At 70.0% G+C, this 21,878-nt stretch carries 16 protein-coding genes; 10 read left to right on the top strand and 6 right to left on the bottom strand.

Features of this window, described 5'->3' with window-relative positions; translation table 11 throughout:
* Window positions 1-6: 6 nt before the first annotated feature.
* Window positions 7-303 (bottom strand): hypothetical protein, encoded by a 297-nt coding sequence (locus ACWGIC_RS06785; RefSeq protein WP_452074927.1) that lies wholly within the window; start codon window positions 301-303, stop codon window positions 7-9.
* A gap of 20 nt (window positions 304-323) precedes the next feature.
* Window positions 324-2,465: a hypothetical protein gene (locus ACWGIC_RS06780; RefSeq protein ID WP_452074926.1), complete on the bottom strand. Its 2,142-nt coding sequence runs from the start codon at window positions 2,463-2,465 to the stop codon at window positions 324-326.
* A gap of 1,762 nt (window positions 2,466-4,227) precedes the next feature.
* Here ACWGIC_RS06780 and ACWGIC_RS06775 point away from each other — a divergent pair.
* A complete protein-coding gene (locus ACWGIC_RS06775; protein WP_452074989.1) occupies window positions 4,228-4,917 on the top strand; it encodes a M23 family metallopeptidase in 690 nt (229 codons plus the stop codon).
* 1,028 nt (window positions 4,918-5,945) lie between these two features.
* On the opposite strand, the gene pcrA is transcribed toward ACWGIC_RS06775, so the two are convergent.
* Window positions 5,946-8,357 (bottom strand): DNA helicase PcrA, encoded by a 2,412-nt coding sequence (gene pcrA, locus ACWGIC_RS06770; RefSeq protein ID WP_452074925.1) that lies wholly within the window; start codon window positions 8,355-8,357, stop codon window positions 5,946-5,948.
* 134 nt (window positions 8,358-8,491) lie between these two features.
* On the opposite strand from pcrA, the gene ACWGIC_RS06765 reads away from it, so the two are divergent.
* The 7 genes from ACWGIC_RS06765 (at window position 8,492) to ACWGIC_RS06735 (ending at window position 16,194) form a co-directional block, all read left to right on the top strand.
* On the top strand, window positions 8,492-8,926 hold the full coding sequence (locus ACWGIC_RS06765; RefSeq protein ID WP_452074924.1) for a DUF1707 SHOCT-like domain-containing protein: 435 nt from the start codon (window positions 8,492-8,494) through the stop codon (window positions 8,924-8,926).
* Window positions 8,927-9,090: 164 nt separating this feature from the next.
* Complete coding sequence (locus ACWGIC_RS06760; RefSeq protein ID WP_409183406.1) at window positions 9,091-9,387, top strand: chorismate mutase; 297 nt, start codon at window positions 9,091-9,093, stop codon at window positions 9,385-9,387.
* Window positions 9,388-9,444: 57 nt separating this feature from the next.
* Window positions 9,445-9,750, top strand: a complete 306-nt coding sequence (locus tag ACWGIC_RS06755; RefSeq protein WP_452074923.1) for a hypothetical protein — start codon at window positions 9,445-9,447, stop codon at window positions 9,748-9,750.
* Window positions 9,751-10,096: 346 nt separating this feature from the next.
* A complete protein-coding gene (locus ACWGIC_RS06750; protein WP_452074922.1) occupies window positions 10,097-12,010 on the top strand; it encodes a hypothetical protein in 1,914 nt (637 codons plus the stop codon).
* Between the two features lie 256 nt (window positions 12,011-12,266).
* Window positions 12,267-13,166: a hypothetical protein gene (locus ACWGIC_RS06745; RefSeq protein ID WP_452074921.1), complete on the top strand. Its 900-nt coding sequence runs from the start codon at window positions 12,267-12,269 to the stop codon at window positions 13,164-13,166.
* A 212-nt stretch (window positions 13,167-13,378) separates the two neighbouring features.
* Window positions 13,379-15,013 (top strand): protein kinase domain-containing protein, encoded by a 1,635-nt coding sequence (locus ACWGIC_RS06740; protein ID WP_452074920.1) that lies wholly within the window; start codon window positions 13,379-13,381, stop codon window positions 15,011-15,013.
* A 17-nt stretch (window positions 15,014-15,030) separates the two neighbouring features.
* Window positions 15,031-16,194 (top strand): protein kinase domain-containing protein, encoded by a 1,164-nt coding sequence (locus tag ACWGIC_RS06735; protein ID WP_452074919.1) that lies wholly within the window; start codon window positions 15,031-15,033, stop codon window positions 16,192-16,194.
* An 8-nt stretch (window positions 16,195-16,202) separates the two neighbouring features.
* Here the strand turns inward: ACWGIC_RS06735 and ACWGIC_RS06730 are convergent, their stop codons facing one another.
* Window positions 16,203-17,105 (bottom strand): LysR family transcriptional regulator, encoded by a 903-nt coding sequence (locus tag ACWGIC_RS06730; protein WP_452074918.1) that lies wholly within the window; start codon window positions 17,103-17,105, stop codon window positions 16,203-16,205.
* Between the two features lie 105 nt (window positions 17,106-17,210).
* On the opposite strand from ACWGIC_RS06730, the gene ACWGIC_RS06725 reads away from it, so the two are divergent.
* The gene (locus tag ACWGIC_RS06725) at window positions 17,211-18,119 is read left to right on the top strand and encodes a DMT family transporter (RefSeq protein WP_452074917.1); all 909 of its coding nucleotides are present in this window, start codon (window positions 17,211-17,213) and stop codon (window positions 18,117-18,119) included.
* Here the strand turns inward: ACWGIC_RS06725 and ACWGIC_RS06720 are convergent.
* On the bottom strand, window positions 18,116-18,820 hold the full coding sequence (locus tag ACWGIC_RS06720) for a response regulator (RefSeq protein WP_452074916.1): 705 nt from the start codon (window positions 18,818-18,820) through the stop codon (window positions 18,116-18,118). The two genes, ACWGIC_RS06725 and ACWGIC_RS06720, sit on opposite strands and share 4 nt — an antisense overlap.
* Window positions 18,821-18,827: 7 nt before the next feature.
* The gene (locus ACWGIC_RS06715) at window positions 18,828-20,087 is read right to left on the bottom strand and encodes an ATP-binding protein (RefSeq protein WP_452074988.1); all 1,260 of its coding nucleotides are present in this window, start codon (window positions 20,085-20,087) and stop codon (window positions 18,828-18,830) included.
* Window positions 20,088-20,340: 253 nt separating this feature from the next.
* Here ACWGIC_RS06715 and ACWGIC_RS06710 point away from each other — a divergent pair, with 253 nt between their 5' ends.
* Window positions 20,341-21,804, top strand: a complete 1,464-nt coding sequence (locus ACWGIC_RS06710; RefSeq protein WP_452074915.1) for a hypothetical protein — start codon at window positions 20,341-20,343, stop codon at window positions 21,802-21,804.
* Window positions 21,805-21,878: the final 74 nt, after the last annotated feature.

The following is a 21,878-nucleotide window of genomic DNA, read 5'->3' as shown; positions in this document are numbered from 1 at the left end:
AGTCGGTCACCGTACGCGGTCAGAGGGTGTCTCCAGGGTGTGAGACCGCCCACCGACAAGCATTTCGGCGGCCTTTTCGGGGCTTTCGAAGCCCAGCTCGACCACGTGGGCTCCGGGGAGCGCTTCGGCGAGACCCGGCGGAATGGGGCCGCCGAGGAGACCCAGAATGTCTGGATCCTCCTGTTCGGTGGTGCGCACGATCTTTTCTGCGGTGTCGAGGTGTCCTACGTGGACGACTTCGAAACCGGCGTCGCGCAGCATTCGCGCCAAGGGAATCGCCGCGGTTTCTTCGGCCAGCTCCACGAGGACGACTCGGCGCGGGCTCACTTCTTCGCACCGGCAGCCGCGGTGACGGTGGCGGCGACTGCCGCCGCCACCGCAGCCAGCCCCAGCCAGAAACCCGCTCCCGGCTGTGCGCCGTGGAACGCCGAACTGACCAACGGAACGTCGGCGACGTGCAATGCCAGCAGCACCGCCACTCCCGCCAGCCCCGCCGCCGCGGCGCCGGGCCGCGAACGAACGCTCAACCCGAGGGTCCCGAGAACAACGAGCAGCGCGGCGAGCAATCCCCACGACGGAGTGTCGAAATCGGACCAAAGACCGGGCGTCGAGTAATCGGGCGCGGTGAATACCGGCGTGCCGAACGCCGCGATCGCCAGCACCGCGGCGATTCCGGCCGGGAGCAGAACTCGCGGTCGCGGGCCTTCGGTACCGGTGTCGTCGCGTTCCACGACGCCGGTCACCACTGCGGCCAAGGCGGCAAGCCCGGCGAGGCCAAGCGCGATGGCGGTGAAAACGGCACCCGCGCCGAGGCGGTAATTGATCGCACCGCCAAGCCCGCCGAGTCCCGTGGCTTCCGAAGCTGTGATGGCGGTACTGAGCACAGCAGTTCCGGCGAGAACAACGCCAGCCCACAACACCGCGAGAATCCCGCGCGCGACTGGCGCGGTGCGGCGCGAGAGAAGGAAAGGCGTTGGGAGTACGACAAGAATTGCCGCGATCAGCAGTTGCCAGCGGGCCGGGCTGTCAGTGCCGTTGCCGGTGTTGCCGAGTTGCGGCGCGAGCGCGCCGATCGCCGCCGCGATTCCGGTCAGCAACGCGAGCAGAGCGGTGAGCGTGCGCCAGATCGTGAGGCCGGGGACGCGAGCCTCGCCGGCCAGGTCGGTGCGTTCGGTTTGCGTCTGCTGCGGTGTCGCAAGTGGAGTGAGGACGAGGACCAGCACCATCGGCACGACGGCGAGATAAGCGCCCGTCGACACCTCCAGCCCCGACACGGCCAGCCCGGCGACCCACGTCGGCACCGCGACGGCGAGCACCGCCGCGGCGAGCCCGCCGAGCGTCCCGCGGGCGACGCCGTCGGATCCGGCGAAAACCCCGAGCACCGCGGCGACCGGCAGCGCACCGGCGAGGAGGAGGTAGCCGGCGAGCGCCAGGCCAGGCCCTTCAAAGGCTGACCGCGCAAGGAGAAACGGGTCGTCGGAGAGGACCGGGGTCATCAACAGTCCGACCGCCGCGACCACGGCGAGCAGCGGAATGATCAACCGCCAGCGGCGTTTGCCGTCGCCTCCGGCGATCTCGTTGCGCTCCCGCACGACGCGCGCGGCCACTATCCCGGCGACGAGCGTCAGCAGATGCCCGGCGATCAGCAGCCAGAACCCGATGCCCACACCGCTGCGGTCGAGCAGCCGGTCCGGGAGGTACAGCTCGGGACGGATGGTTTTGGAGCCGTTGACGAGGAATTGGAGATCGAGAATCAGCCGTCCCGGCGCGAGCGCGGCGAGACCGGTGACGAGACCGGCGGCCAGCCCGTGCCGTCCGCTGCGAGCCGCCGCGAACGCGATCCCGGCCGGGACGACGGCGAGGAGCACGAGGAGCGGCCAGGAGAGATAGCCGGGCCCGGCGTCGGGCGAGACCGGGGCGATGGCACCGGCGGCCAAAGCCAGTGCGCCGAGGCCGAGGAGGACGGTGGCGGCGCGGAGCCTCGGGGAGGGAGTTTGGTCGGTCAGGTCCAGGAGGTCCGTGCCTTGGCGGCTCGGTGCTGACCTTGGCTCGACGGCTGGCTTTTCGAGGTCTGCTTCGGCCCGCCGTTGCCTGGTGGACGCTTCATCTCGGCCAGGTTGGACGGCTCGGCTGTCCGCCGCGGGCTCGCTGTGCCCGGACAGATCAGCTGAACTCTCCGCAGAGACCGCTTCGGCACGGGACTCGTCAGAGCCTTCCGGCGCACCACGGCGGGACGGGCCGCTTCCCGGCTCTTCGCCACGGCCAAGCGAGCTTCCCGAGGAAGTCGCTCCGCTGCGGCGCGGCGAGTCGGCTGGGTCCGTTTTCGCGCGACCGGCGTCGCGGCGGGCTCGGGCGCGGGCGGCGGCCTTGCGCTCGGCGAGGCTGGGACGCCGGGGTCCGGCGGGACGGCCCGGGGTGTCCGGAGCGGAATCGCCGTCGGAAGGCTCTGGGGTCGGCGGAGTCATCGCTCGCGACGCTAGCAAGGACCGGTCTCGCCACGGGGACAGCAGGGCCGCCTCGACCAGGCCGGAACGCACTTCCAGGTGAATTCCGCGGCGGATGAACCTCGGGCCGTCCCCGCGCGTCTGAGGGGTGCGAAGAAAAAATCCGCCGATCCGCGTAAGAGGGGCGCGGGCCGGAGGTCTCGACGGCAGAGGGACAGAAGTGCCGGAGGGAGCGTCGAGGAAAAACTTCGGGGAAGTCGCGTAAGGGAGAGACGTTCGGGGCGTCACTCCGGCGCGGGACGAAGCACGGGGACACATCGCGGGGGCGATGGAACGAGGTCGGACGCCTGTTCGTGGCAGGTGCCCGGCCAGGTCGCGGAGGGGAGCCGCGGCGGGTGCCGGCAGGTCGTGGGGACGGCTTGCCGGGACTGAGATGAAGTGGCCGAGGCCTGCCGGGGAGGGCAGGTACCGGCCGCCCCGCGGAGGGGAGCCGCGATCTTCATCCCAGGCAGGCCGGGGAGGGCCTGTCTGGGATGGAGACGGCCTGGGCCTGGCGGAGGGGCAGGTGACCGGCCGGTCGCGAAGGGGGTCGCGACAGGTTCTGGCAGATCGTGGGGACGATCCGCCGGGGGCCCGACGGGGATGGCCAGGGCCGGGTGACCGGCCAGGTCGCAGAGGCAGTCGCCACAGACTCCTGCTGGACCGCAGAAACGATCCGCCAGGGAACCGGGGATTCCGCCAGGGAGCCGGGGATGGGGACGGCCGGGGCCAGGTGACCGGCCAAGTCGCGGAGGGAGCTGCGACAGGCTCCGGTCCAGACCGCGGGGGCGATCCGCCAGGGACCGGATGGGGATGGCACAAGGCCGGGTGACCGGCCGAATCGCGGAGAGAACTGCGACAGGCTCCAACCAGACCGCGGGGACGATCCACCGAGGCCGGATCGAGACGGCCAAGGCCTGCCGGGTGATCGGCCAGGTCGCAGAGGCAGTCGCGACAGAATCCCGCCAGACCTCAGAGACGATCCGCCAGGGGCCGGGATGGGGACGGCCGGGACCTGCCGGGGAGGGCAGGCAACCGGCCGCACCTCGGTGAACAGCCGCGACGAGTGCCAGCCGACCAGGGACAGAGTCCGGCCAGGCTGGACCACATGGCGCGGACGGGAGCCGACCAAGCCGCGGAGCCTGCGGATCCAGGCGGGTCGGGCAAGAGGATTCGTCCATTGGAGAGCGGGCGCGAATCCTTCGAAAAGCGCCTCGGCAGCCTTGCTGCGAGTGACCGTCATCACAAGATCCGCCGCGAAACTGCTTCAACGCACCCGGGCGGCCGGTTATTTCGCCCTCAGGGCGACCGGAAGGGGCCCCGGAAGCGTCGAACCATCCGAACGTATGTGACTCAAGCCACATCCAGCGAAGTAGTTCTCCCTTAACTTTGGGTAGTTTCCACAGCTAGAAGCTCGATGACTTCCACTCGTTCGGCCGAAAGCCGGGCAGCGTCTTGCTCATTGAGGCACCGCTTCGTTACTGTCCTGCGGTCCCCATTACAGTCAGGTCACGAAGCCGAACGCTGAGCGAATCACCCCCGAGGTTCGTTCACGGGATCCCCCGCCCGAGTTCGCTTCCGCCCCGACTCCCCGACGATGGAAGGCCCTGTCTTGGCTTCACACCGCTCCCCCGGCGGCCAAGCCCCTTCCCCGGCGCTGAAAGACGCACTGGACGGTGCGGTCATCCGCGTCCGGGGACAGCACCGCATCTCCCCGCCCTCCTCCGCCCTTCGCGGACGGGTCGTGGTCGCCGCTGTCGCGGCCGGCGCGTTCGCCGCGGCCGCCGCCGGGCAGACCCTCAAGTCCACCAGCGGCGGAGACTCCGACGCCGCCGTCACCCCGCTCGCCAACGCACAGAACGCGAGCGCCTCGTTCACCCTCGGCAGCGCGGGCTCCGGGGGAGCTCCCGAACTGCTGCCGGCCGGCCACGCCGTCGACGCCTCCGCCGAAGCCGCGAAGATGGCCGACAGCGCCAAGGTCACCAAGGCCCGCGTGCAGGCAGAAACCGAAGCCGCGCGCCAGGCCGCCGAAGAGGCCGCCCGCCCGAAGACCTGCATGCCCGCTCACGGCACGTTCACCTCCGGCTTCGGCGCCCGCTGGGGCACGAGCCACCTCGGCATCGACATCGCCAACTCCATCGGCACCCCGATCTACGCCGCCTCCGACGGCACCGTCATCCAGGCTGGCCCCGCCAGCGGTTTCGGCCTCTGGGTCCGCATCCAGCTCGACGACGGCACCATCCAGGTCTACGGCCACATGAACAGCTTCTCCGTCCGCGAGGGCCAGAAGGTCAAGTGCGGCCAGCAGATCGCCGAGATCGGCAACCGCGGCGAGAGCACCGGCCCGCACCTGCACTTCGAGGTCTGGCAGGACGGCTCCAAGAAGATCGACCCCCGCCCGTGGCTCGCCGCCCGCGGCGTGAACGTGAGCTGACCCGCTTTTCCCGCCCTCCAGGGCAAACCAGAGCAGTGACATCCGCCGCACGACGCCACGACGTCGCCGCCTGAGGCTTGATCCGCACGGATCGCCTCCAGGCGGCTAGCGGCGGAATCTGCTTCGCCTGAAGGAATCCTGGTCGCACCTTCGGCGCGTACCGCCCGCAGCGAGTACACAGCCTTGCACCGCAGCCGGTCGCCAACCAGCCGACTCTGCTTCTATTGCAGTGCACCGCAATAGAGAAGTCGCTTCGAACAATCGGCAGCGCAGAAGGACCGGCGGCGGATCATGCCGAGACCAGGCGTGAACAGCCTGAGCGAGGCCTCAGCCGTTAGCAGCGGCGGACGACGTCACGGATCGCTGCCAGGCAAGCGACGGACGAAGTAGGCGACTGCCACCTGCCACACCGTGCACAGGTCCGCGCGTCTTCGCCACGGCATCCATCGCGCGACCCCCTCGTCGGCGCGCGACGCTCCTCCACAGACGACACATCTGCCGTCTGGACCTAAGGCGTGCTGCCTCAGCAACGCACGCCATGCCGCAGCCAGCCGTGCCACATCCCCTGGCACGTCCCGAGCTGGCCGGGTCGCCGTCCCCACAGCAACCGTCCCCGCGACTCTCCTCAAGTACTCCTGTACCCCAGCTGCAAATACCCCAAACAGCACCGCGTCCATCCCCTGCGTCCCTCCCACAGCCTACCGCATTTCATCGAACTTGTGTTCGATGAATTAAGTATGCCGGAGGGGACCGACAAGATCGGCGGGTTCGCCGGGCAGTTCACTCGGTCCGGCGAAAGATGTCCCGGACGGGCTGGAGCCAAGAGCGGCCTGCCGCCGACGGCGAGCACGACAGCACCGCGGGCGAAGGGCGGTGCCTAGGGCTGCGGACGCGCGAGTGACCGTGCGGCAGCGCCGTACTGGGAGCGGAGATCTGAGCTCTGAGAAGCGCTCAGCATCGACCTAGCCAGCTCACTCAAGGCAAACCGGCACGGCACGGAGGGATCCACCCCCAAACCGCAGCAACTGTCAGAGCTTCACCATCGGCACGCTGCCGATCAGCATCAGCCGGACCTTGCCCGAGGCCCCGAAGTCGATCGTCGCCGTCGCGCGAGGTCCGATGCCGTCGCACGAAATGACCGTGCCCAGGCCGTACTTGTCGTGGCTGACCCGGTCTCCGACGTCCAGCTTCAGAGCCACCGTGTCCTTCCACCCCTTCCCGAACGGAGAACTCGAAGACGTCGATGTCGAGGACCGGCGGCCCCACGTCGTCGCGGCTCGAGGACCGGAGGAAGAACCGGAAGACGACCCGAAGTTCCCGAAGCCGGGCGAGGACGGTTCCAGGCGACGCCAGTCGACGAGGTCCGGCGGCAGTTCGTCCAGGAAGCGGGAGGCCGGGTTCATCTGCGGCTGTCCCCACGCCGACCGGGTGAGCGCCCGCGACACGTAAAGCCGTTGCCGCGCACGGGTAATCGCCACGTAGGCAAGGCGGCGTTCTTCCGCCAGCTCCGCGGGATCGCCCAGGGCACGCATGTGCGGGAAGACGCCGTCCTCCCAGCCGGTGCAGAAGACGACCGGGTACTCCAGGCCCTTGGCGGTGTGCACGGTCATCAGCGTGACCACGCCCGCGCCGCCGTCGCCTTCCTCGCCGCCGTCTGGCGACGGGATCGAGTCGGCGTCGGCGACCAGGGAAACCCGTTCCAGGAACGCGGGGAGCGAACCGGGCGCGGGGACGCCGTCGTCCAGGACCAGTTCCGCGTTTTCGTCGTTGGTGACCTCGGCGGTGAACTCCGCGAATTCACGGGCCACTGTCACCAATTCGGTGAGGTTTTCGACGCGCGACGCGTCCTGCGGGTCGTCTGACTCCTCCAGCTCCGCGCGGTAGCCGGTGCGCTCCAGGACCGCTTCGAGCAGGTCGTGCACCTCGGTGCCGGACGACGCCATTTCCTGCAGTTCGTCCAGCATCGTCACGAATCCGGTGATCGCCTTGGCGGACCGCGGGTTCAGCAGCGCCACCTTGTCGTCGACGGCGTCGCGCAGCGCGGCCCAGAACGAGATCCGTTCCCGTTCCGCGTGGGTCGCTACGACTGCCTCGGCTCGATCGCCGATGCCGCGCTTGGGGACGTTGAGGATCCGCCGCAGGCTGACGGTGTCGTCCGGGTTCGCGAGCACCCGCAGGTACGCGATCATGTCCCGCACTTCGCGCCGCTCGTAGAACCGCACCCCGCCGACGACCTTGTACGGCAGGCCCAGCCGGATGAAGATTTCCTCGAAGACTCGCGACTGGTTGTTGGTGCGGTAGAACACCGCGACGTCCGAGTAGTCCGCCTCGCCTTTTTCCGCCAGCGAGTCGATCTCCCCTGCCACGAACGCGGCCTCGTCGTGGTCGTTGTCCGACACGTAGCCGACGATCTTCTCGCCGTCACCCGAATCCGTCCACAGCCGCTTGGCGCGCCGGTTGGGGTTGCGCGCGATCACGGCGTTGGCCGCGGACAGGATCGTTTGCGTGGAGCGGTAATTCTGCTCCAGCAGAATCGTGTGCGCGTTCGGGAAGTCGCGTTCGAATTCCTCGATGTTGCGGATGGTCGCGCCGCGGAAGGCGTAGATGGACTGGTCCGCGTCGCCGACCACGCACAGTTCCGCGGGCTCGATCCCGGTGTCCGTCGCTTCGGTGCCGGCGAGCGCGCGCACCAAGGTGTACTGCGCGTGGTTGGTGTCCTGGTACTCGTCGACCAGGACGTGCCGGAAACGCCGCCGGTAGTACTCCGCGACGTCCGGGAACGCTTGCAGCAACGACACTGTCCGCATGATCAGGTCGTCGAAGTCGAACGCGTTCGCGCTCGACAGCCTGCGCTGGTACTCCGCGTAGACCTCGGCGACCCGGCGCTCCAGGTCGTTGGCCGCCTTCGAGGCCGCTTCCTCCGGATCGACCAGTTCGTTCTTGAGGTTCGAGATGTGCACCGCGAGCGTGCGCGCGGCGTACTTCTTCGGGTCGATGTCGAGATCGCGCGCCACGAGCGTGATGAGCCGCTTCGTGTCGTCGGAGTCGTAGATGGAGAAACTCGACGACATGTCGAGCGTTTTCGCCTCGCGGCGGAGGATCCGCACGCACATCGAGTGGAACGTGGACACCCACATCGCGTTCGCGCGCTTGCCGACGAGCGCCGCGACGCGTTCGCGCATCTCGGCGGCGGCCTTGTTGGTGAACGTGATCGCCATGATCTCGCCCGGATGCACGCCGCGCTGGCCGAGCAGGTAGGCGATCCGGCGCGTGAGCACGCGCGTCTTGCCCGATCCGGCTCCCGCGACGACCAGCAGCGGACCTCCGGCGTGCGTCACCGCCTCGCGCTGGGCGGGGTTGAGGTCCTCGAGCAGGTCTGCGGTTCCCGGCCGGGCAGCGCGGGCGGGCGGGTCTGCGGGGAGATCGAAGAGGGTGTCCATCGTCTGTCAACGCTACCCCGGGGGTACGACAGTCCCGGAACAGCCACGGGGTCGGCCTGCGCTTCCGGACGTACGCGGCGGTGTCGCCTCGCGTCCGACGCGCGACGCCGCTCCCGCGCGGAGCATTGAACGGCATGGACGACAAGATTCCCGCCCGGCTGAGGGCTTCCGACGACGATCGCGAACGCGTCGCCGAGACCATCCAGGCCGCCGGTTCCACCGGACGGCTCACTCTCGAAGAGGTGGAAGAGCGGCTGCGCACGGTCTACGCCGCCCGCTACACCGACGAACTCGGCGAACTCACCGCCGACCTTCCCCGCCCGGAGCCGGTCCGGCCGCGCGGCGGCGGCTGGCCGCTCACCCGGGCCGCGTTGCGCGAGCATCCGGCGCTGCGCGTCCACCTCGGCATCGCCGTCGTGCTCGCGACTTTGCTGATCGTCCGCTGGGCGGTCGGCGGCGCGTTCTTCTTCTGGCCGGCGATGCCGTTGTTCTGGCTGTTCATCAGCCTTGTGCTGCACGCGCGGGTGCGGGCGTTCCGGCGGCGGCCGGGCGCGCCTGTGCCATACTGAACCCGTGCGGCACAGCAGCGAGCGATTTTTTTACGGGACCCGGACTCCGGCTCCCGTGATCGCGTAGTGCCCCACCCGCCATCACCCGCAGCCCCGGAGTCCACTGGACCCGGGGCTTTCGCCGTCCCTGGGCCACAGGGAGTCCGGACTTCAGAGAGGTCCCGATGAACGCGCAGACGCAGAACGCCGACGGACAGCCCGCCGAGCACACCCCGGCGGGCGAGGACATCTCCTCGCTTCGCGAGGAAATCGACTGGCTCGACTCCGAAATCCTCCGGCTCGTAAAGCGCCGGGTCGAGGTGTCGAAGACCATCGGCGCGGCACGGATGGCCGCGGGCGGCACGAAAATCGTCTACAACCGCGAGATGGACGTGCTGGCGCGCTACCGCGAACTGGGCCCGGAGGGCAGGCAGCTGGCGCTGCTGCTGCTGAACCTCGGCCGCGGCAGGCTGGGCCGCTGACGAGGCATCCGGGGCATCCCCGATTCGCGCCGCACGGAAACCGGGCAGACTGGACACATGATTAACCTCATCGCCGTCATCATCGCGATCGCGAGCGTGCTGGCGGCCCTCGGCCACGTCGGCTACCTGGCGCTGCTGAACAACGCGGCGGGCAAGCGGGCGGGCGGGGCCCCGGTCGCGCAGTACGTGCGCAGCCGCTGGGCGCTGGCCGGAGGCGCCACGGCGGCCTCGCTGTTCGCCTGGCTGCTCACTTCCGGCAACGTCGTGCTGGACATCCTCGCCATTGTTATTGCGGTCGGTAGCGGCGCGACGTCGGTGAAGGCCCTTCAGTCGACGCAGACGAAGTACCGCAGCGGCGGCTGAAAGCCTCTGAACTGGGCAAACACCACGCCACACGCTGCACAGCGTGACGTGCCGCCCGTTCAGGCGCGCCCGACCGAGTGAAACCGGTGCAAGTTGCAGGATGGGTGAAGACATTCGCCTGCCGGTTTCCTACTGTGAAGCCCGTGAGAACCCTGGCGTCTGCGCCGGGCTATGCCCGGGGGACGCGCGGGAGCTGCGGCTCCGCGCGTCGTTCTCCGCGTGCGCGTGCATTTGCTCGGGAGTCCGCAAGTGTGGACGCAAGGGCCATTCTCCGCTCGCCTGCTCCGTTCGGGTTGACGAGCGCCCCGGTGCCGTCACGTCCCTCGCACGGAGGGGTCGGACCGGCATGACGGGAAACACGATGGGCGGTCCGCGGCACGCTGGCCGTCCCGGCGCGGTGCCGGACGCCGAGGTCACCGTCCCCGGACGGCACCGCGTCCGCGCCGACGGCACCTGGACGCCGGTGGTGCCGCCCCGTGCCGCCGGACATCACCGGCACCGCACCGGCGGCGTCCCGGCCGCCGACAGCGCTCCGGCGCAGCGGGGCAGCGAGATTCCGCAGCGCCGCGGTGCACCGGCCCCGCGCGCGAACCGGACGCCCGACGACGGGAACCGCCCGGCCCCGAACCAGACGGCTTTCCCCTCCGCGAGCGGCACGTTGCCGATCGGCGAACCCCCGTTGCCCCAGCCGCAGCGCCGCCGGGGAGCGATCGATGCGCGGGGCCGCCGGGCCCCGGTCGAAGCCCCGCTCCGCCAGACCGCCGCACCGGAACGGCTGGCCGAGCCTCGCGACCGTCAGACCACAGCTCTTCCTGGACAGCCAGCCAAGCCGCAAAGCCACCAGACCGCCATACCGAATTGGCAGGCCGAGCCTCGCGGCCGCCAGACCGCGACTCTCTCTGAACAACCCGCCGAACCGCAAACCCGCCAAACCGCCGCACCGAATCGACAGGCCGAACCCCACGGCCGCCGGACCGCGACTCTCCCTGGCCAGCCCGCCGAACCGCAGAGCAGCCAAACCTCCCTCCAGGACCGGCTGGCCGAACCCCGCAGCCACCAAGCCGCCTCTGCCCAGCGAGTCCACCCCCAGGGCCCCCAGGCCGAGCACCCAAACTCCCCCGCCGCTCCGCCCGCCCGGAGCACCGAATCCCGCGCTTCCTTCGCGCCCCCGCAGGGCCACATCCCCGAGGAACACCGCGCCTTCGCCCCGCCGGAAAGCGCGCTCCCCCAGCCGACCCGGCGCACCCGGCAGGAACGTGTCGCCACCACCTCCGCCGCGCTGGCCAACCGGCCGGAAAGCCCCCGCGAACGCGTCGAGCTGAACCCGGTTTCGGACGAACCGCCCCGGCGCCAGCGCGTCACCCTGCGCGAGCCGACCGTTTCCGCGCAGGACAAAGAAGAGCAGCAGGACGACGAGGTGCGCGTGTACGCCGCGCCGCTGCTGGACGGGCTCGGCACGTTCGACCTCGGTTCGGTGCCCGCGTCGGTCACCCCGCCGAAGACCTGGCGCAAGGCCGCGTGGTTCGCCACCGGCGCGTCCGGCGCGGTGGTCGTCGGGCTGCTGTTCGCCGGGACGTTCCTGGTCGGCGGGCCCACCACCACGACGACCGACGCGGTCGGTGGCGGCGGCTGGCCGGGCAGGCAGAACGGCGGCAACCCGAACCTCAGCGCGCTCATCCCGGACGGACAGCACGGCGGGGTCGGCGGCAACGTCCCGCCCGTCGGCTCCAGCACCAGCCCCGACGGCGTCACCTCGGACAACGGCACGCAACCGCAGCAGGGCACCGGCCCGAGCAGTTCCGCGAGCAGCAGTTCCGCCGACGTGACCACACCGTCCGGTCCCGGCACCCACAGCAGGACGTCCTCGCCGACCACCACGGACTCGCCCTCGTCCAGCGAAGAGCCGGAGAAGCCACCGGTCACTCCCGCTCAGCGGGAGACGAAGGAACCCCCGTACTTCACCGCCAACGACCCGAACACGATGGGGAACAACTCGGAGAAGTTCTTCAACAACGTCACCACCGACCCGTCGACGGCCTCGTCGGTCACGTCCGGCGACCTCAAGCAGGAGGGCCCGCAGGGGCTGCGCAAGCGTTACGCCGACGTCGCGTACTTCGAGGTCAAGAAGGTCACCATCGACCCGCAGCACGGCACCACGGTGAACACCGTCGAGGTCACGCACAAGGACGGCAGCAAGAGCACCGAGCAGCGCACGCTCACCTTCGACGACAACGGCAAGATCACCGACGACGGCCGCTGACCAGCGCACTGTCTGCAAATGCCGATGCACGTGCGGAGCGGTGAGCGGTTGTTCCCTCGTCCGGTCGGGTGACATAAGCTGCCGTTCGTCGTACGACGGCGGCATTCCGGCGACGGAGTCTGGCGGCCACCTGTCGGCACAGGGTTACCTGGCGACTACGAGGTCCGGCGCCGACCACGAATCGGCTGCCCGGACCGCCCCGGGGACACCGCCACCGTGTCGTGTCCCGCCCCGAACCCCCAGAGCGAGGATTTTCGTGCTTGAACGGCAGCGAACCCGGCGAGAACCCGACGCCGTGCGCGTCGAGGACGTGATCCCGCCGGAACTGCTCGAGGACGTGGCCGAAGCCGACCGCGAGTACCTCGAGCAGGTGTTCCGCGAACCGCAGAAGTACCTGCCGCCGCGCACCCGCCGCCCGGTCGTCCGGACCGAGGAACCCGTCGAAGAACCCGAAAGCAAGCTCGCCCGCCGCGCGAAGCTGGCCGGGCTCGTCGGGGCGGGCGCGCTCGTCGCCGGCGCCGTCGTCACCGCCTCGCTGCTCAGCGGCGGCCCGCGGCCCACCGTGCCGGTCGCCGGGGAAACCGCGATGCCGGCCGGGTTCAGCGGCGCGGCAGCGCTCGGCGGCCAGGCTGTGCCGCAGCAGCGCAAGCTCCACTCGTCCGGCGGCGCGACGTCGGGGCAGAGCGAAAGCACGACGCAGTCCAAGCGCACCGGCTCCGCGGCCACGACGCCGTCGAGTTCGGGTGCCACGACTCCGGAAACCACCTCCGGCACGTCGTCGTCGGCCGCGCCGAGCGCGCCGTCCTCGGCGGAGTCGCACAAGAAGTCCGCTACCTCGTCGGCGGCCGCGCCGAACCCGGTGAAGCTCGAAGCGGTGCGCAAGTTCTACGCCTCGATCGACCACCAGCCGGAGAGCGCGCTTTCGCTGCTGACTCCGAGCGTCGCGCGCGGCGAAACGGGCGATCTGGTCCGCGCGTGGAGCGGGGCCGACTCGATCGACGTCCAGGAATTGCACGTCCAGGACGACGGTTCGGTCTTCGCCGTGGCGCTGGTCCACCAGGCCGACGGAACCCTCTTGCGCGTGACCCAATTGTTCGAGGTCGTCGAGCAGGATGTGATCTCCCAGGCTCGCGTACTGTCCGCGGTCTACTCCTGACCTGCGCGAACGTGGTTATGCCTGGACACCGCAAGCGTGCCGCGTGCGTGTGCGCAGAGTGAGCGCCTAGCCTTGTCACGGGTCGGTCTCGGCAAAACCGGCACACGGTCCACAGCAGGTGCCTACGCTCCGGTGCTGCGGCGGGTTCGAACTCACCCCTTTGGGGTAGACAAGTCCCGCCCTGCGAAGTCGGAGCCCCAAAGGGAGGTCGCGTGAGCGACGAGGGTCGTCTGGTCGCCGGCCGGTACCGGATCGTCGGGAAGATCGGTTCCGGCGCGATGGGGGCCGTCTGGCGCGCCCACGACGAGGTGCTGGGCCGTACGGTCGCCATCAAGCAACTGCTTCTCCAGCCAGGGCTGGAGAACCACGAGGCGGAGGACGCCCGGCAGCGCACCATGCGCGAGGGCCGGATCGCCGCCCGGCTGCACCATCCGAACGCGATCACCGTGTTCGATGTCGTTACCGACGACAACGGCCAGCCGTGCCTGATCATGGAATACCTGGCTTCCACCAGCCTGGCGCAGGTGCTGCAGGAGAAGGGCACCTTGCCGCCGCTGGAGGTCGCGCGGATCGGCGCGCAGATCGCCGCCGCACTGCGCGAGGCGCACGCGGTCGGCATCGTGCACCGCGACATCAAGCCGGGCAACATCCTGCTCGCCGGCAACGGCACCGTGAAGATCACCGACTTCGGCATCTCGCGCGCCAAGGACGACGTCACGGTCACCAAGACCGGGATGATCGCCGGCACCCCGGCCTATCTGGCTCCTGAGGTCGCGATCGGCGGCGACCCCGGCCCCGAGTCGGACGTCTTCTCTCTCGGCTCCACGCTCTACGCCGCCTGCGAGGGCCAGCCGCCGTTCGGCCTGTCCGAGAACACGCTGAGCCTGCTGCACGCGGTCGCCGCGGGACAGATCAACCCGCCGCGGCAGTCCGGTCCGCTGGCGAGCGTCCTCGCGGTGCTGCTGCACCCGGAGACCCAGCATCGGCCCACCGCCGACGAATGCGAGGAGCTGCTGGCCGCGGTCGCGCGCGGCGAGACCCCGCTCGGCGGTCCGGCCGACGAGACGTTGATGGCCTCGTCCTCGGGCACCCTCGGCGCGGCTGCGCTGGGCGCGGCGGGCGGGGCGGCCGGTCTGCTGCACGACGACGAGCAGGCCAGCCACTCCGGCACGCTGCTCGACGACCCCAGTGTCACCCAGCAATACGACCCGAGCGCGCAGCAGTACTACGACGAGGACCCGTATCCGCAGGGCTCCGGCTACCCGGAGAACGACTACGACGACCACGATTACCAGCAGGGCGGCTATCAGGAGCCGCCGCTCTACGGCGACCCGAGCCGCAACGGCCTCGCCGCCACTCGCGCGGTCCCGGTGCCGGACCGCTATGAGGACGACGCGTACGACGAGGAACCAGCCCCGCGGACCCGGGTGCAGACCGCGCCCGAGGACGACGAGGACGAGAAGCCCGGTGCTTGGAAGAAGCCCGCGCTCATCGGCGGTGTCGTGGTCGTCGGCCTGGTCGCGCTCGGCGTGTGGCTGCTGACTCCAGGCAATCCGCCCGACGCTTCGCAGCCCGCGCCGCCTGCTTCGTCGTCCGCGGTCGCGCCGACGTCCGTCACACAGCCGCCTTCGGAAGCAACCACTACGTCCCCGCCTACGTCTTTCCGGGAAAGCGGGACCCGCGAGACCCAGTCGACGCGGCACTCGCGGCGGTCTACTAGTGCGGAGGACACTCCGACGCAGGAGCAGCCGTCGAAGACGCGGGTGTCTCCGACGAAGCCGTCGGAGTCCAAGCCACAGCAGTCGGAAACCTCGTCGGCCGCGCCGCCGACGGGTCCGACCAGCTAAGCGATTCAGGGACAGCATTGAGTTCAGAAGGCAGCATCGTCGGGGAGCGGTACCGGCTCGACCAGCCGATCGGGCGCGGTCGCGCGGGCATCGTGTGGCTCGCGTTCGACACGCGGCTGTTCCGGACCGTCGCCGTCAAACGCATGTACCTGCCCGTCGGCCTGCCGCCGGAGCGCGCCGAACAGGCCCGCGCGATGGCGATGGAAGAGGGCAAGGCCGCGGCCCGGATCGACCATCCGTGCGCGATCACGGTGTACGACGTGCTGCCCGACGGCCAGGACGTGTGGCTGGTGATGGAGTACATCCCGTCGCGCGGGATGTCGGTGTTCCTCGCCGAGCACGGCCGCCTCACCCCGGAACAGGCCGCGTTCCTGGGCATCCAGCTCGGCGACGCGATGGCGTCGATCCACTCGGCGGGCATCGTCCATCGCACGCTGGAACCGAACACGGTGCTGCTGGCGGACGACGGCAGCGTCAAGCTCACCGACATCGGCATCACCGGCGGCGGTCCGCACGCCGCTTACCGGGCGCCCGAAGTCACCCGTGGCGCGCCTCCGTCGGCAGCGGCGGACGTGTTTTCGCTGGGCGCGACGCTGTACACGGCGGTCGAAGGCGTGCCGCCGTTCGGCGACGACGGTCGATCCCCGGAGCGGCCGCCGGAGAACGCGGGCCCGCTCGCCGGGGCGTTGCAGAAGATGCTGCGCGCCGACCCGGCGGCCCGGCCGACCATGGACGACACCGTGCACGCGCTGAAGGCGATCACCGTCGGGCGTGAGCAGACCGCGTTCATTCCGCCGACCGCGCCCGCGCTGCCGACCCTTCCAGCGTCGCGGCCGATTCCGACGCAGCCGCCCAACCAGCCGGAAGCCACCCAGCAGATCCTGCCGGAAGCCACCCAGCAAATTCTGCCGCCGCAGCAGCCGATGCCCGCGCAGCAACCGGCTCCGCTCATGCAGCTTCCGGTCCAGCAGGTGCCGCAGGCTCCCGCGCCGGCACAGCCAATGCAGCAAGCGATGCAGCCGACCGCCCGGTACACGCCCACGCCGGCGCAGCAGGCCGCGTCCGCACAGGCTGCTGCTCGCGAGAAGGCAGCTGCACGGCGGCGGATCATCCTCACCGTCGCGGCGATCCTGTGCGCGATCCTGATCGGGGTCGGCGTTTCGCAGCTGCTGTTCGTCTGAGCGGCGGGTCAGGCGACGTTCTCGGTCGCCTCTTGCATGGCGGCGAGGAAGGTCTGCACGGCCGGGCTGCCCGCGACCCTGCTGGCCACCGCGGCGTGGATGTGCCTGCTCGGCTGCGGATTCCGGACGCGGCGCACCACCACGCCCGGATGCGGCGTGCCCAGCCCCAGCTCCGGGACCAGCCCGACGCCGAGTCCGGCGGCGATGAAGCCCTGCGCCGACGGATAGTCCTCGGACTCGACCACGACGTTCGGGTGGAAACCGGCCGACGCGCAGGCGCCTTCCAGGATCGCCCGGCACGCGCCGGGGATCGGGTCGACGCCGACCCACGGTTCATCGGCTAGGTCGGCCAGGTCGAGGACGCGTTTGCGGGCCAGCCGGTGCGCCCGAGGCAACACCGCGCGGTACGGGTCGTCCAGCAACGGCACCAGCTCGATGTCCCGGCGCGGGTACGACGAGCGCGGATACACGATGATCGCCAGGTCAGCGCGGCCTTCCTCGACCTCGGGGAGCGGGTCGCCCGGATCGATGAGCTTGAGATCGAGCCATACGCCGGGGTGTTCGCGACGCAGCGCTGCCACCGCGTACGGCACCATCGTCGCGCCCGCTGTGGCGAAGTAGCGGATCGCGAGCTTGCCGGTGCGGCCTTCCTTCAGCTCGGTCAGCGCGGCTTCGGCGCGGGCTAGCTCCGCGCTGAGCGTCTCGGCGTGTTCGGACAGCAGCGTTCCCGCCGGGGTCGGCTGGACGCCGCGGCCGACGCGTTCCAGCAACGGCGTTCCCGCTTCGCGTTCGAGCACCGCCAGCTGCTGGCTGATCGCCGACGGGGTGTACCCGAGATTCCTCGCCGCGGCAGTGATCGAACCGCTCGTGATCACCGCGCGCAGCACCTGCATGCGCCGTACATCGAGCATGGCCGCGATCCTACAGCTTTGCTTAATCGTCCCTGCAGTTATTTTCGCTTGTTCTTACACCTCACCCCGGCGAAGCTGGCTGATGAAGAGAAGGAGGAACCTGGGGTGGGCGAGACGAAGACGCTGCTGAGGATCGCGGCGCTCGCGTTGATGTGGGGTTCGAGTTTTTTCTGGATCAAACTGGGGCTGGAAGCGTTTTCACCGGTGCAGCTGGTGCTCGCGCGGCTCGTGCTCGGCGCGGCGGTGCTGCTGGCGCTGTGCCTGATCGGCCGACGGAGCCTCCCGGCACAGCGGAGCACCTGGGGTCACCTGCTCGTCGCGGCGTTCTTCCACAATGCCTTGCCGTTCCTGCTTTTCGCGGTCGGCGAGACCACTGTGGACTCCGGCATCACCGGGGTGCTGAACTCCACCACCCCGCTCTGGGTGCTCGTGGCGGCACCGTTCCTCGGAGCGTCGAGCCGGATGAACGCGACGCGGATCGCCGGACTGGTGATCGGGCTCGGCGGAATCCTGCTGATTTTCGCGCCGTGGCAGGCGTCCGGGCTGCTCAGCTGGGGCGCGCTGGCCTGCCTCGCCGCCGCGGCGAGCTACGGGTTCGCGTTCGTCTACGAAGGCCGGTACCTGTCCAACACCAGCTCCTCGCCGTACGCGATCGCTGCCGGGCAGATGCTGCTGGCCACTGGTTTCCTGGTGCTGGCCATGCCGTTCGGCGGCTTCACGCCGGTGCACCTGAGCCCGGTCGCGGTGATCGCGATGGTGATCCTCGGCCTCGGTTCGACCGGGATCGCGTTCGCGCTCAACTACCAATTGCTGGCGAGCGAAGGCGCGGTGGCCGCGTCCGTGGTCGGCTATCTGCTGCCGGTGGTGTCGGTGTTGCTGGGCGCGGTTTTCTTGCACGAGCAGCTGAATCTGCGCGTGATCGCGGGCATGGTCGTGGTGCTGCTCGGCGTCGCGCTGACCCGGTTGCAGCGCAAACCGGCGGCGGCCCCGGAAGAGGAACTGACTCCGGCTTAGACGAGGCGGCGGTCGGAGGCCCAGCGGGACAGCTCGTAGCGGTTCGACAGCTGGGTCTTGCGCAGGACGCTCGACACGTGCGTCTCGACCGTCTTCACCGAGATGAACAGCTCGGACGCGATTTCCTTGTACGCGTACCCGCGGGCGAGCAGGCGCAGGACGTCGCGCTCGCGCGGGGTGAGCAGGTCGAGTTCGGGGTCGTTGATCGGCGCGGAGCCGGGACGGTCGGCGAAGGCGTCGAGGACGAAACCGGCCAGGCGCGGGGAAAACACCGCGTCGCCGTCGGCCACCCGGACCACCGCGCGGACGAGTTCCTTCGACGAGATCGTCTTGGTGACGTACCCGCGCGCACCGGCGCGGATCACCGCGATGACGTCCTCGGCGGCGTCGGACACCGACAGCGCGAGGAAGACGACGTCCGGCAGCTCCGGGCGCACGCGGCGGAGCACCTCGGCACCGCCGCCGTCGGGCATGTGGACGTCGAGCAGCACGACCTGCGGACGGGTGCGCGCGATGCCGGCGACCGCGTCGGCGACCGACCCGGCCTCGCCGACCACCCGCACCTCGTCGGTGATCGAATCCAGCTCCGTGCGCACTCCCGCGCGGAACAACGCGTGGTCGTCCACGAGGAAGACCTTGACCGGTTCCCGCTGGCTCTCCGTCACGACTGCCCACTCCCTCGCTTCGCCTGCCTCGAGCATAGCGAGGTCATGCCACCCCTTTGCTCGCTTTGACCGGCATGGCGAGCTGGACTTCGGTGCCTTCGCCGGGCGCGGTGCGCAGCTTGCAGGTGCCTCCGTGGCGTTCCATCCGGCCGCGGATCGAGTCGGCGAGGCCGTGCCGGTCGGCGGGCACGACCTCGGGGTCGAAGCCCTTGCCGCGGTCGCGCACGAACACGGTGACCTCGGTGGGCTCGACCTCGGCGAACACGCTGACCTCGTCGACGCCGGCGTGCTTGGCCGCGTTCACGATCGCCTCGCGGGCGGCCTGCACCAGCGCGGTGAGCGGCGGGTTCAGCTCGGCGTCGCCGACCACGACCTGGCCGACCGAGATCGCGAACTGGTCCTCGACCTCGCCGCACGCCGCGGCGAGCGCCTCGGACAGCTGCTGCCGGGTGCCCTCTTCCTCTTCTTTGGTCCGCTTTTCGCTGGGTTTGCCGTAGCCGCCGGGGCCGTACAGCCAGCCGCGCAGCTCGCGTTCCTGGCCGCGGGCGAGACGGGCGACCTCGGCGGGCTGGTCGGCCTGACGCTGGATCAGCGCGAGGGTCTGCAGGACGGAGTCGTGCAGGTGCGCGGCGATCTCGGCGCGTTCGTCGGTGCGGATGCGGGCCTGGCGTTCCTCGCCGAGGTCGCGGACCAGCCGCAGCCAGAACGGAATGGTGAGCACGGCGACGCCGATCAGCGTCGCGATCACCGCGATCAGAGCGAATTTGACCTGGTCGAAGTCGCCGCTGGCGAACACGACGAAGCCGATGCCGGTGGCCACCAGCGCGACCCCGGCGAGGATCCGGACGATCGCCGAGAGCCGGCCGCCCTCCCCGACCAGGCCGTCGCGGGCCCCGACGCGCCAGCGCCGCCGCTGCGACTCGTCCGCCTCCCGCCAGACGACCGCCGCACCGAGCGCGGCGAGCGCGAGCGGCACCGCGACCCAGCCGCGGATGGCACCGGTGAGCGTGCTGCTGGCGATCGCGAGGCCGATGCCGAGCGCGATCAGCCCGTACGCCTGCTGGCGGTCGCGAGGCTTGGGAGCGGTCTCGCTTTCCTCGGAGCTCTGCGGCACGAACACCCAGAGCAGGCCGTAGGCGAGCAGGCCCGCCCCGTTGAGCGCGGCCAGCACCGCGAAGACGACGCGTACCCAGACGACCGGAACCCCGAGGTGGTCGGCGAGCCCGCTCGCGACGCCCGCGACGGCCCGCCCGGACCGTCGCCGGAACATCTTGGGCCGCGATTCGGGTTCGGCGACCTCCATCGCCTGGGCGGACACAAGTGCCGAGGGCTCCTCAGCGGTCGAGGACACCCGCCCTGGGGCACTGATGTCGAGAAAGTCCTGCACGAGTCCCATCGTCACACGCGGAAGCGGCGTGGACATCGGGGAAGGCCCTGATCCATTCCCCCAGATGGCCGGTGCGGGGAAATTCCGCGAACCTCCCTGCCGCTGCCCGGGACTCGGTACGATGCAGGGGGCGAGCGATCACAGTGCGTACACGGGGCGGGGAGGCCGGATGACCGAGCAGCATCGCGCGGAGCACGTCGAGTCCGCAGGCGATTACTACGCCCGGACGCAGAACGTGCACCAGGTTTTTTCGGTCGGCGTGGACTCGCCGGAGACGCGCAGCGCCACTGAGCGGGATGCTTCGCAGTACTCGGTTCAGCAGGGCCAGCAGCTGCTCCAGGGACAGCAAACCCGCGGCGACGCACCGGCTCCGGACGCGAATTACGCGTCGTACAGCCACGAAGACCTGCACAAGATGGTCAACCAGGGCTTGAATCTGGAGAGCATCAACGACCGCAGCCGCGTGACGAACACCTACGGCAACTGGCTCGCGGACGCGTCCAACCAGTTCCGCGAGGCGGCCAGCACCGCGGGCGCCGAGTGGCAGGGCGAGGCCGCGGCGAAAGCTCATTCGTTCTTCCAGAGCACGGCCGAGCACACGGAGAAGACCGGCAACGCGATGCAGCTGGTGTCGAACCGCTACTCGCAACAGTCCGCGGCGGCCGATTACGCGCACAAGAACATGCCGGAGCCGACTGGGTTTAACCAGAAGGCCGAGATGGCCAAGGCGACCGAGCAGTTCCAGAACGGCAACCCGTTGCAGGGTGTGATCGCGTTGAACGACGTGGCGGCCAAGCAGCAACAGGCGGACGCGGCGCATCAGCAGGCGGTTCAGGTGATGCACGGGCTGGACGCCACTTATCACGAGACTTCTACTACGCAGCCGGTTTATTCGCCGCCGCCGCAGATGAACAACGACAGCACGCATGCGAGCAGTGCCGCGCCGGTGACTGTGCCGGGTGGGGCTTCTAGCGGGCCTTATGTCGGGCCTGGTGGTCCTGGTGGACCGGTTACTGGCGGCCCTGGCTTCACTGGCACGAATCCGCCGTTGGGCGGTCCTGCGGCCAATACTTTCGGCCCGCCGTCTGTGGGGAATCCCGGGGTTCCCGCGGCCGGGGTGCCGTATACCCCTGGGCCGGGCATCAATACTGGTACTGGGCCGCTCAGCAACCCTGGTTTGACTGGTGGCAACAACGTTCGGACCACGCCCGGTCCGCTCGGCCGTCTGTCGCCCGAGGGGCTTGCACTGGGCGGGGGCGGTGTCGGAAATCCTGCGGAGGAGACGCCGCGCAGCCGCTCGGGTGGCGGTGCTGGCCGGGGTGGTGCTGGTGGTCGGGTGACTGGTGGTGCTGCTGGTTCGGGTGGTGCCGGGAAGCCGGGCGAGTCCGGCGGTAAGGGTGCTGCCGAACGGCTTGAGCGCGGGGCTACTGCCGCCGCGAACGCTGGGAAGGGCGGAAAGCCTGGTGCTGCGGGCGCTGGCGCTGGCGCGGCGGGTGCGGGGAAGAAGAAGGAAGAGGACAAGGAACACAAGAACAAGATCCCGACGCAGGTCGATCCGGACGAGGTCTTCGAGGTCAAGCCGGAGCGGGGGCCGGACGGGGAGAAGATCACTCCTCCGGTTCTCGGCGGTTGACCAGTACTCGATCCTCGCCGTGCTCGCCGCGGTCTTTCACCCCTAGCGCGCAGACTTAGACACAGGAGCAGTCG

The organism is Amycolatopsis sp. NPDC054798, assembly GCF_053611505.1.
Note: the sequence above shows the minus strand (reverse complement) of the source record. Positions and strands in the feature narration are given on the sequence as shown.

Bases quoted from the DNA above. Each gene is read 5' to 3' on its own strand.
- ACWGIC_RS06755 (WP_452074923.1), top strand. From the start codon at position 9,445: ATGATTAACCTCATCGCCGTCATCATCGCGATCGCGAGCGTGCTGGCG.
- ACWGIC_RS06750 (WP_452074922.1), top strand. From the start codon at position 10,097: ATGACGGGAAACACGATGGGCGGTCCGCGGCACGCTGGCCGTCCCGGC.
- ACWGIC_RS06765 (WP_452074924.1), top strand. From the start codon at position 8,492: ATGGACGACAAGATTCCCGCCCGGCTGAGGGCTTCCGACGACGATCGC.
- ACWGIC_RS06715 (WP_452074988.1), bottom strand. From the start codon at position 20,087: ATGGAGGTCGCCGAACCCGAATCGCGGCCCAAGATGTTCCGGCGACGG.
- ACWGIC_RS06780 (WP_452074926.1), bottom strand. From the start codon at position 2,465: ATGACTCCGCCGACCCCAGAGCCTTCCGACGGCGATTCCGCTCCGGAC.
- ACWGIC_RS06720 (WP_452074916.1), bottom strand. From the start codon at position 18,820: ATGCTCGAGGCAGGCGAAGCGAGGGAGTGGGCAGTCGTGACGGAGAGC.
- ACWGIC_RS06710 (WP_452074915.1), top strand. From the start codon at position 20,341: ATGACCGAGCAGCATCGCGCGGAGCACGTCGAGTCCGCAGGCGATTAC.
- ACWGIC_RS06730 (WP_452074918.1), bottom strand. From the start codon at position 17,105: ATGCTCGATGTACGGCGCATGCAGGTGCTGCGCGCGGTGATCACGAGC.
- pcrA (WP_452074925.1), bottom strand. From the start codon at position 8,357: ATGGACACCCTCTTCGATCTCCCCGCAGACCCGCCCGCCCGCGCTGCC.
- ACWGIC_RS06760 (WP_409183406.1), top strand. From the start codon at position 9,091: ATGAACGCGCAGACGCAGAACGCCGACGGACAGCCCGCCGAGCACACC.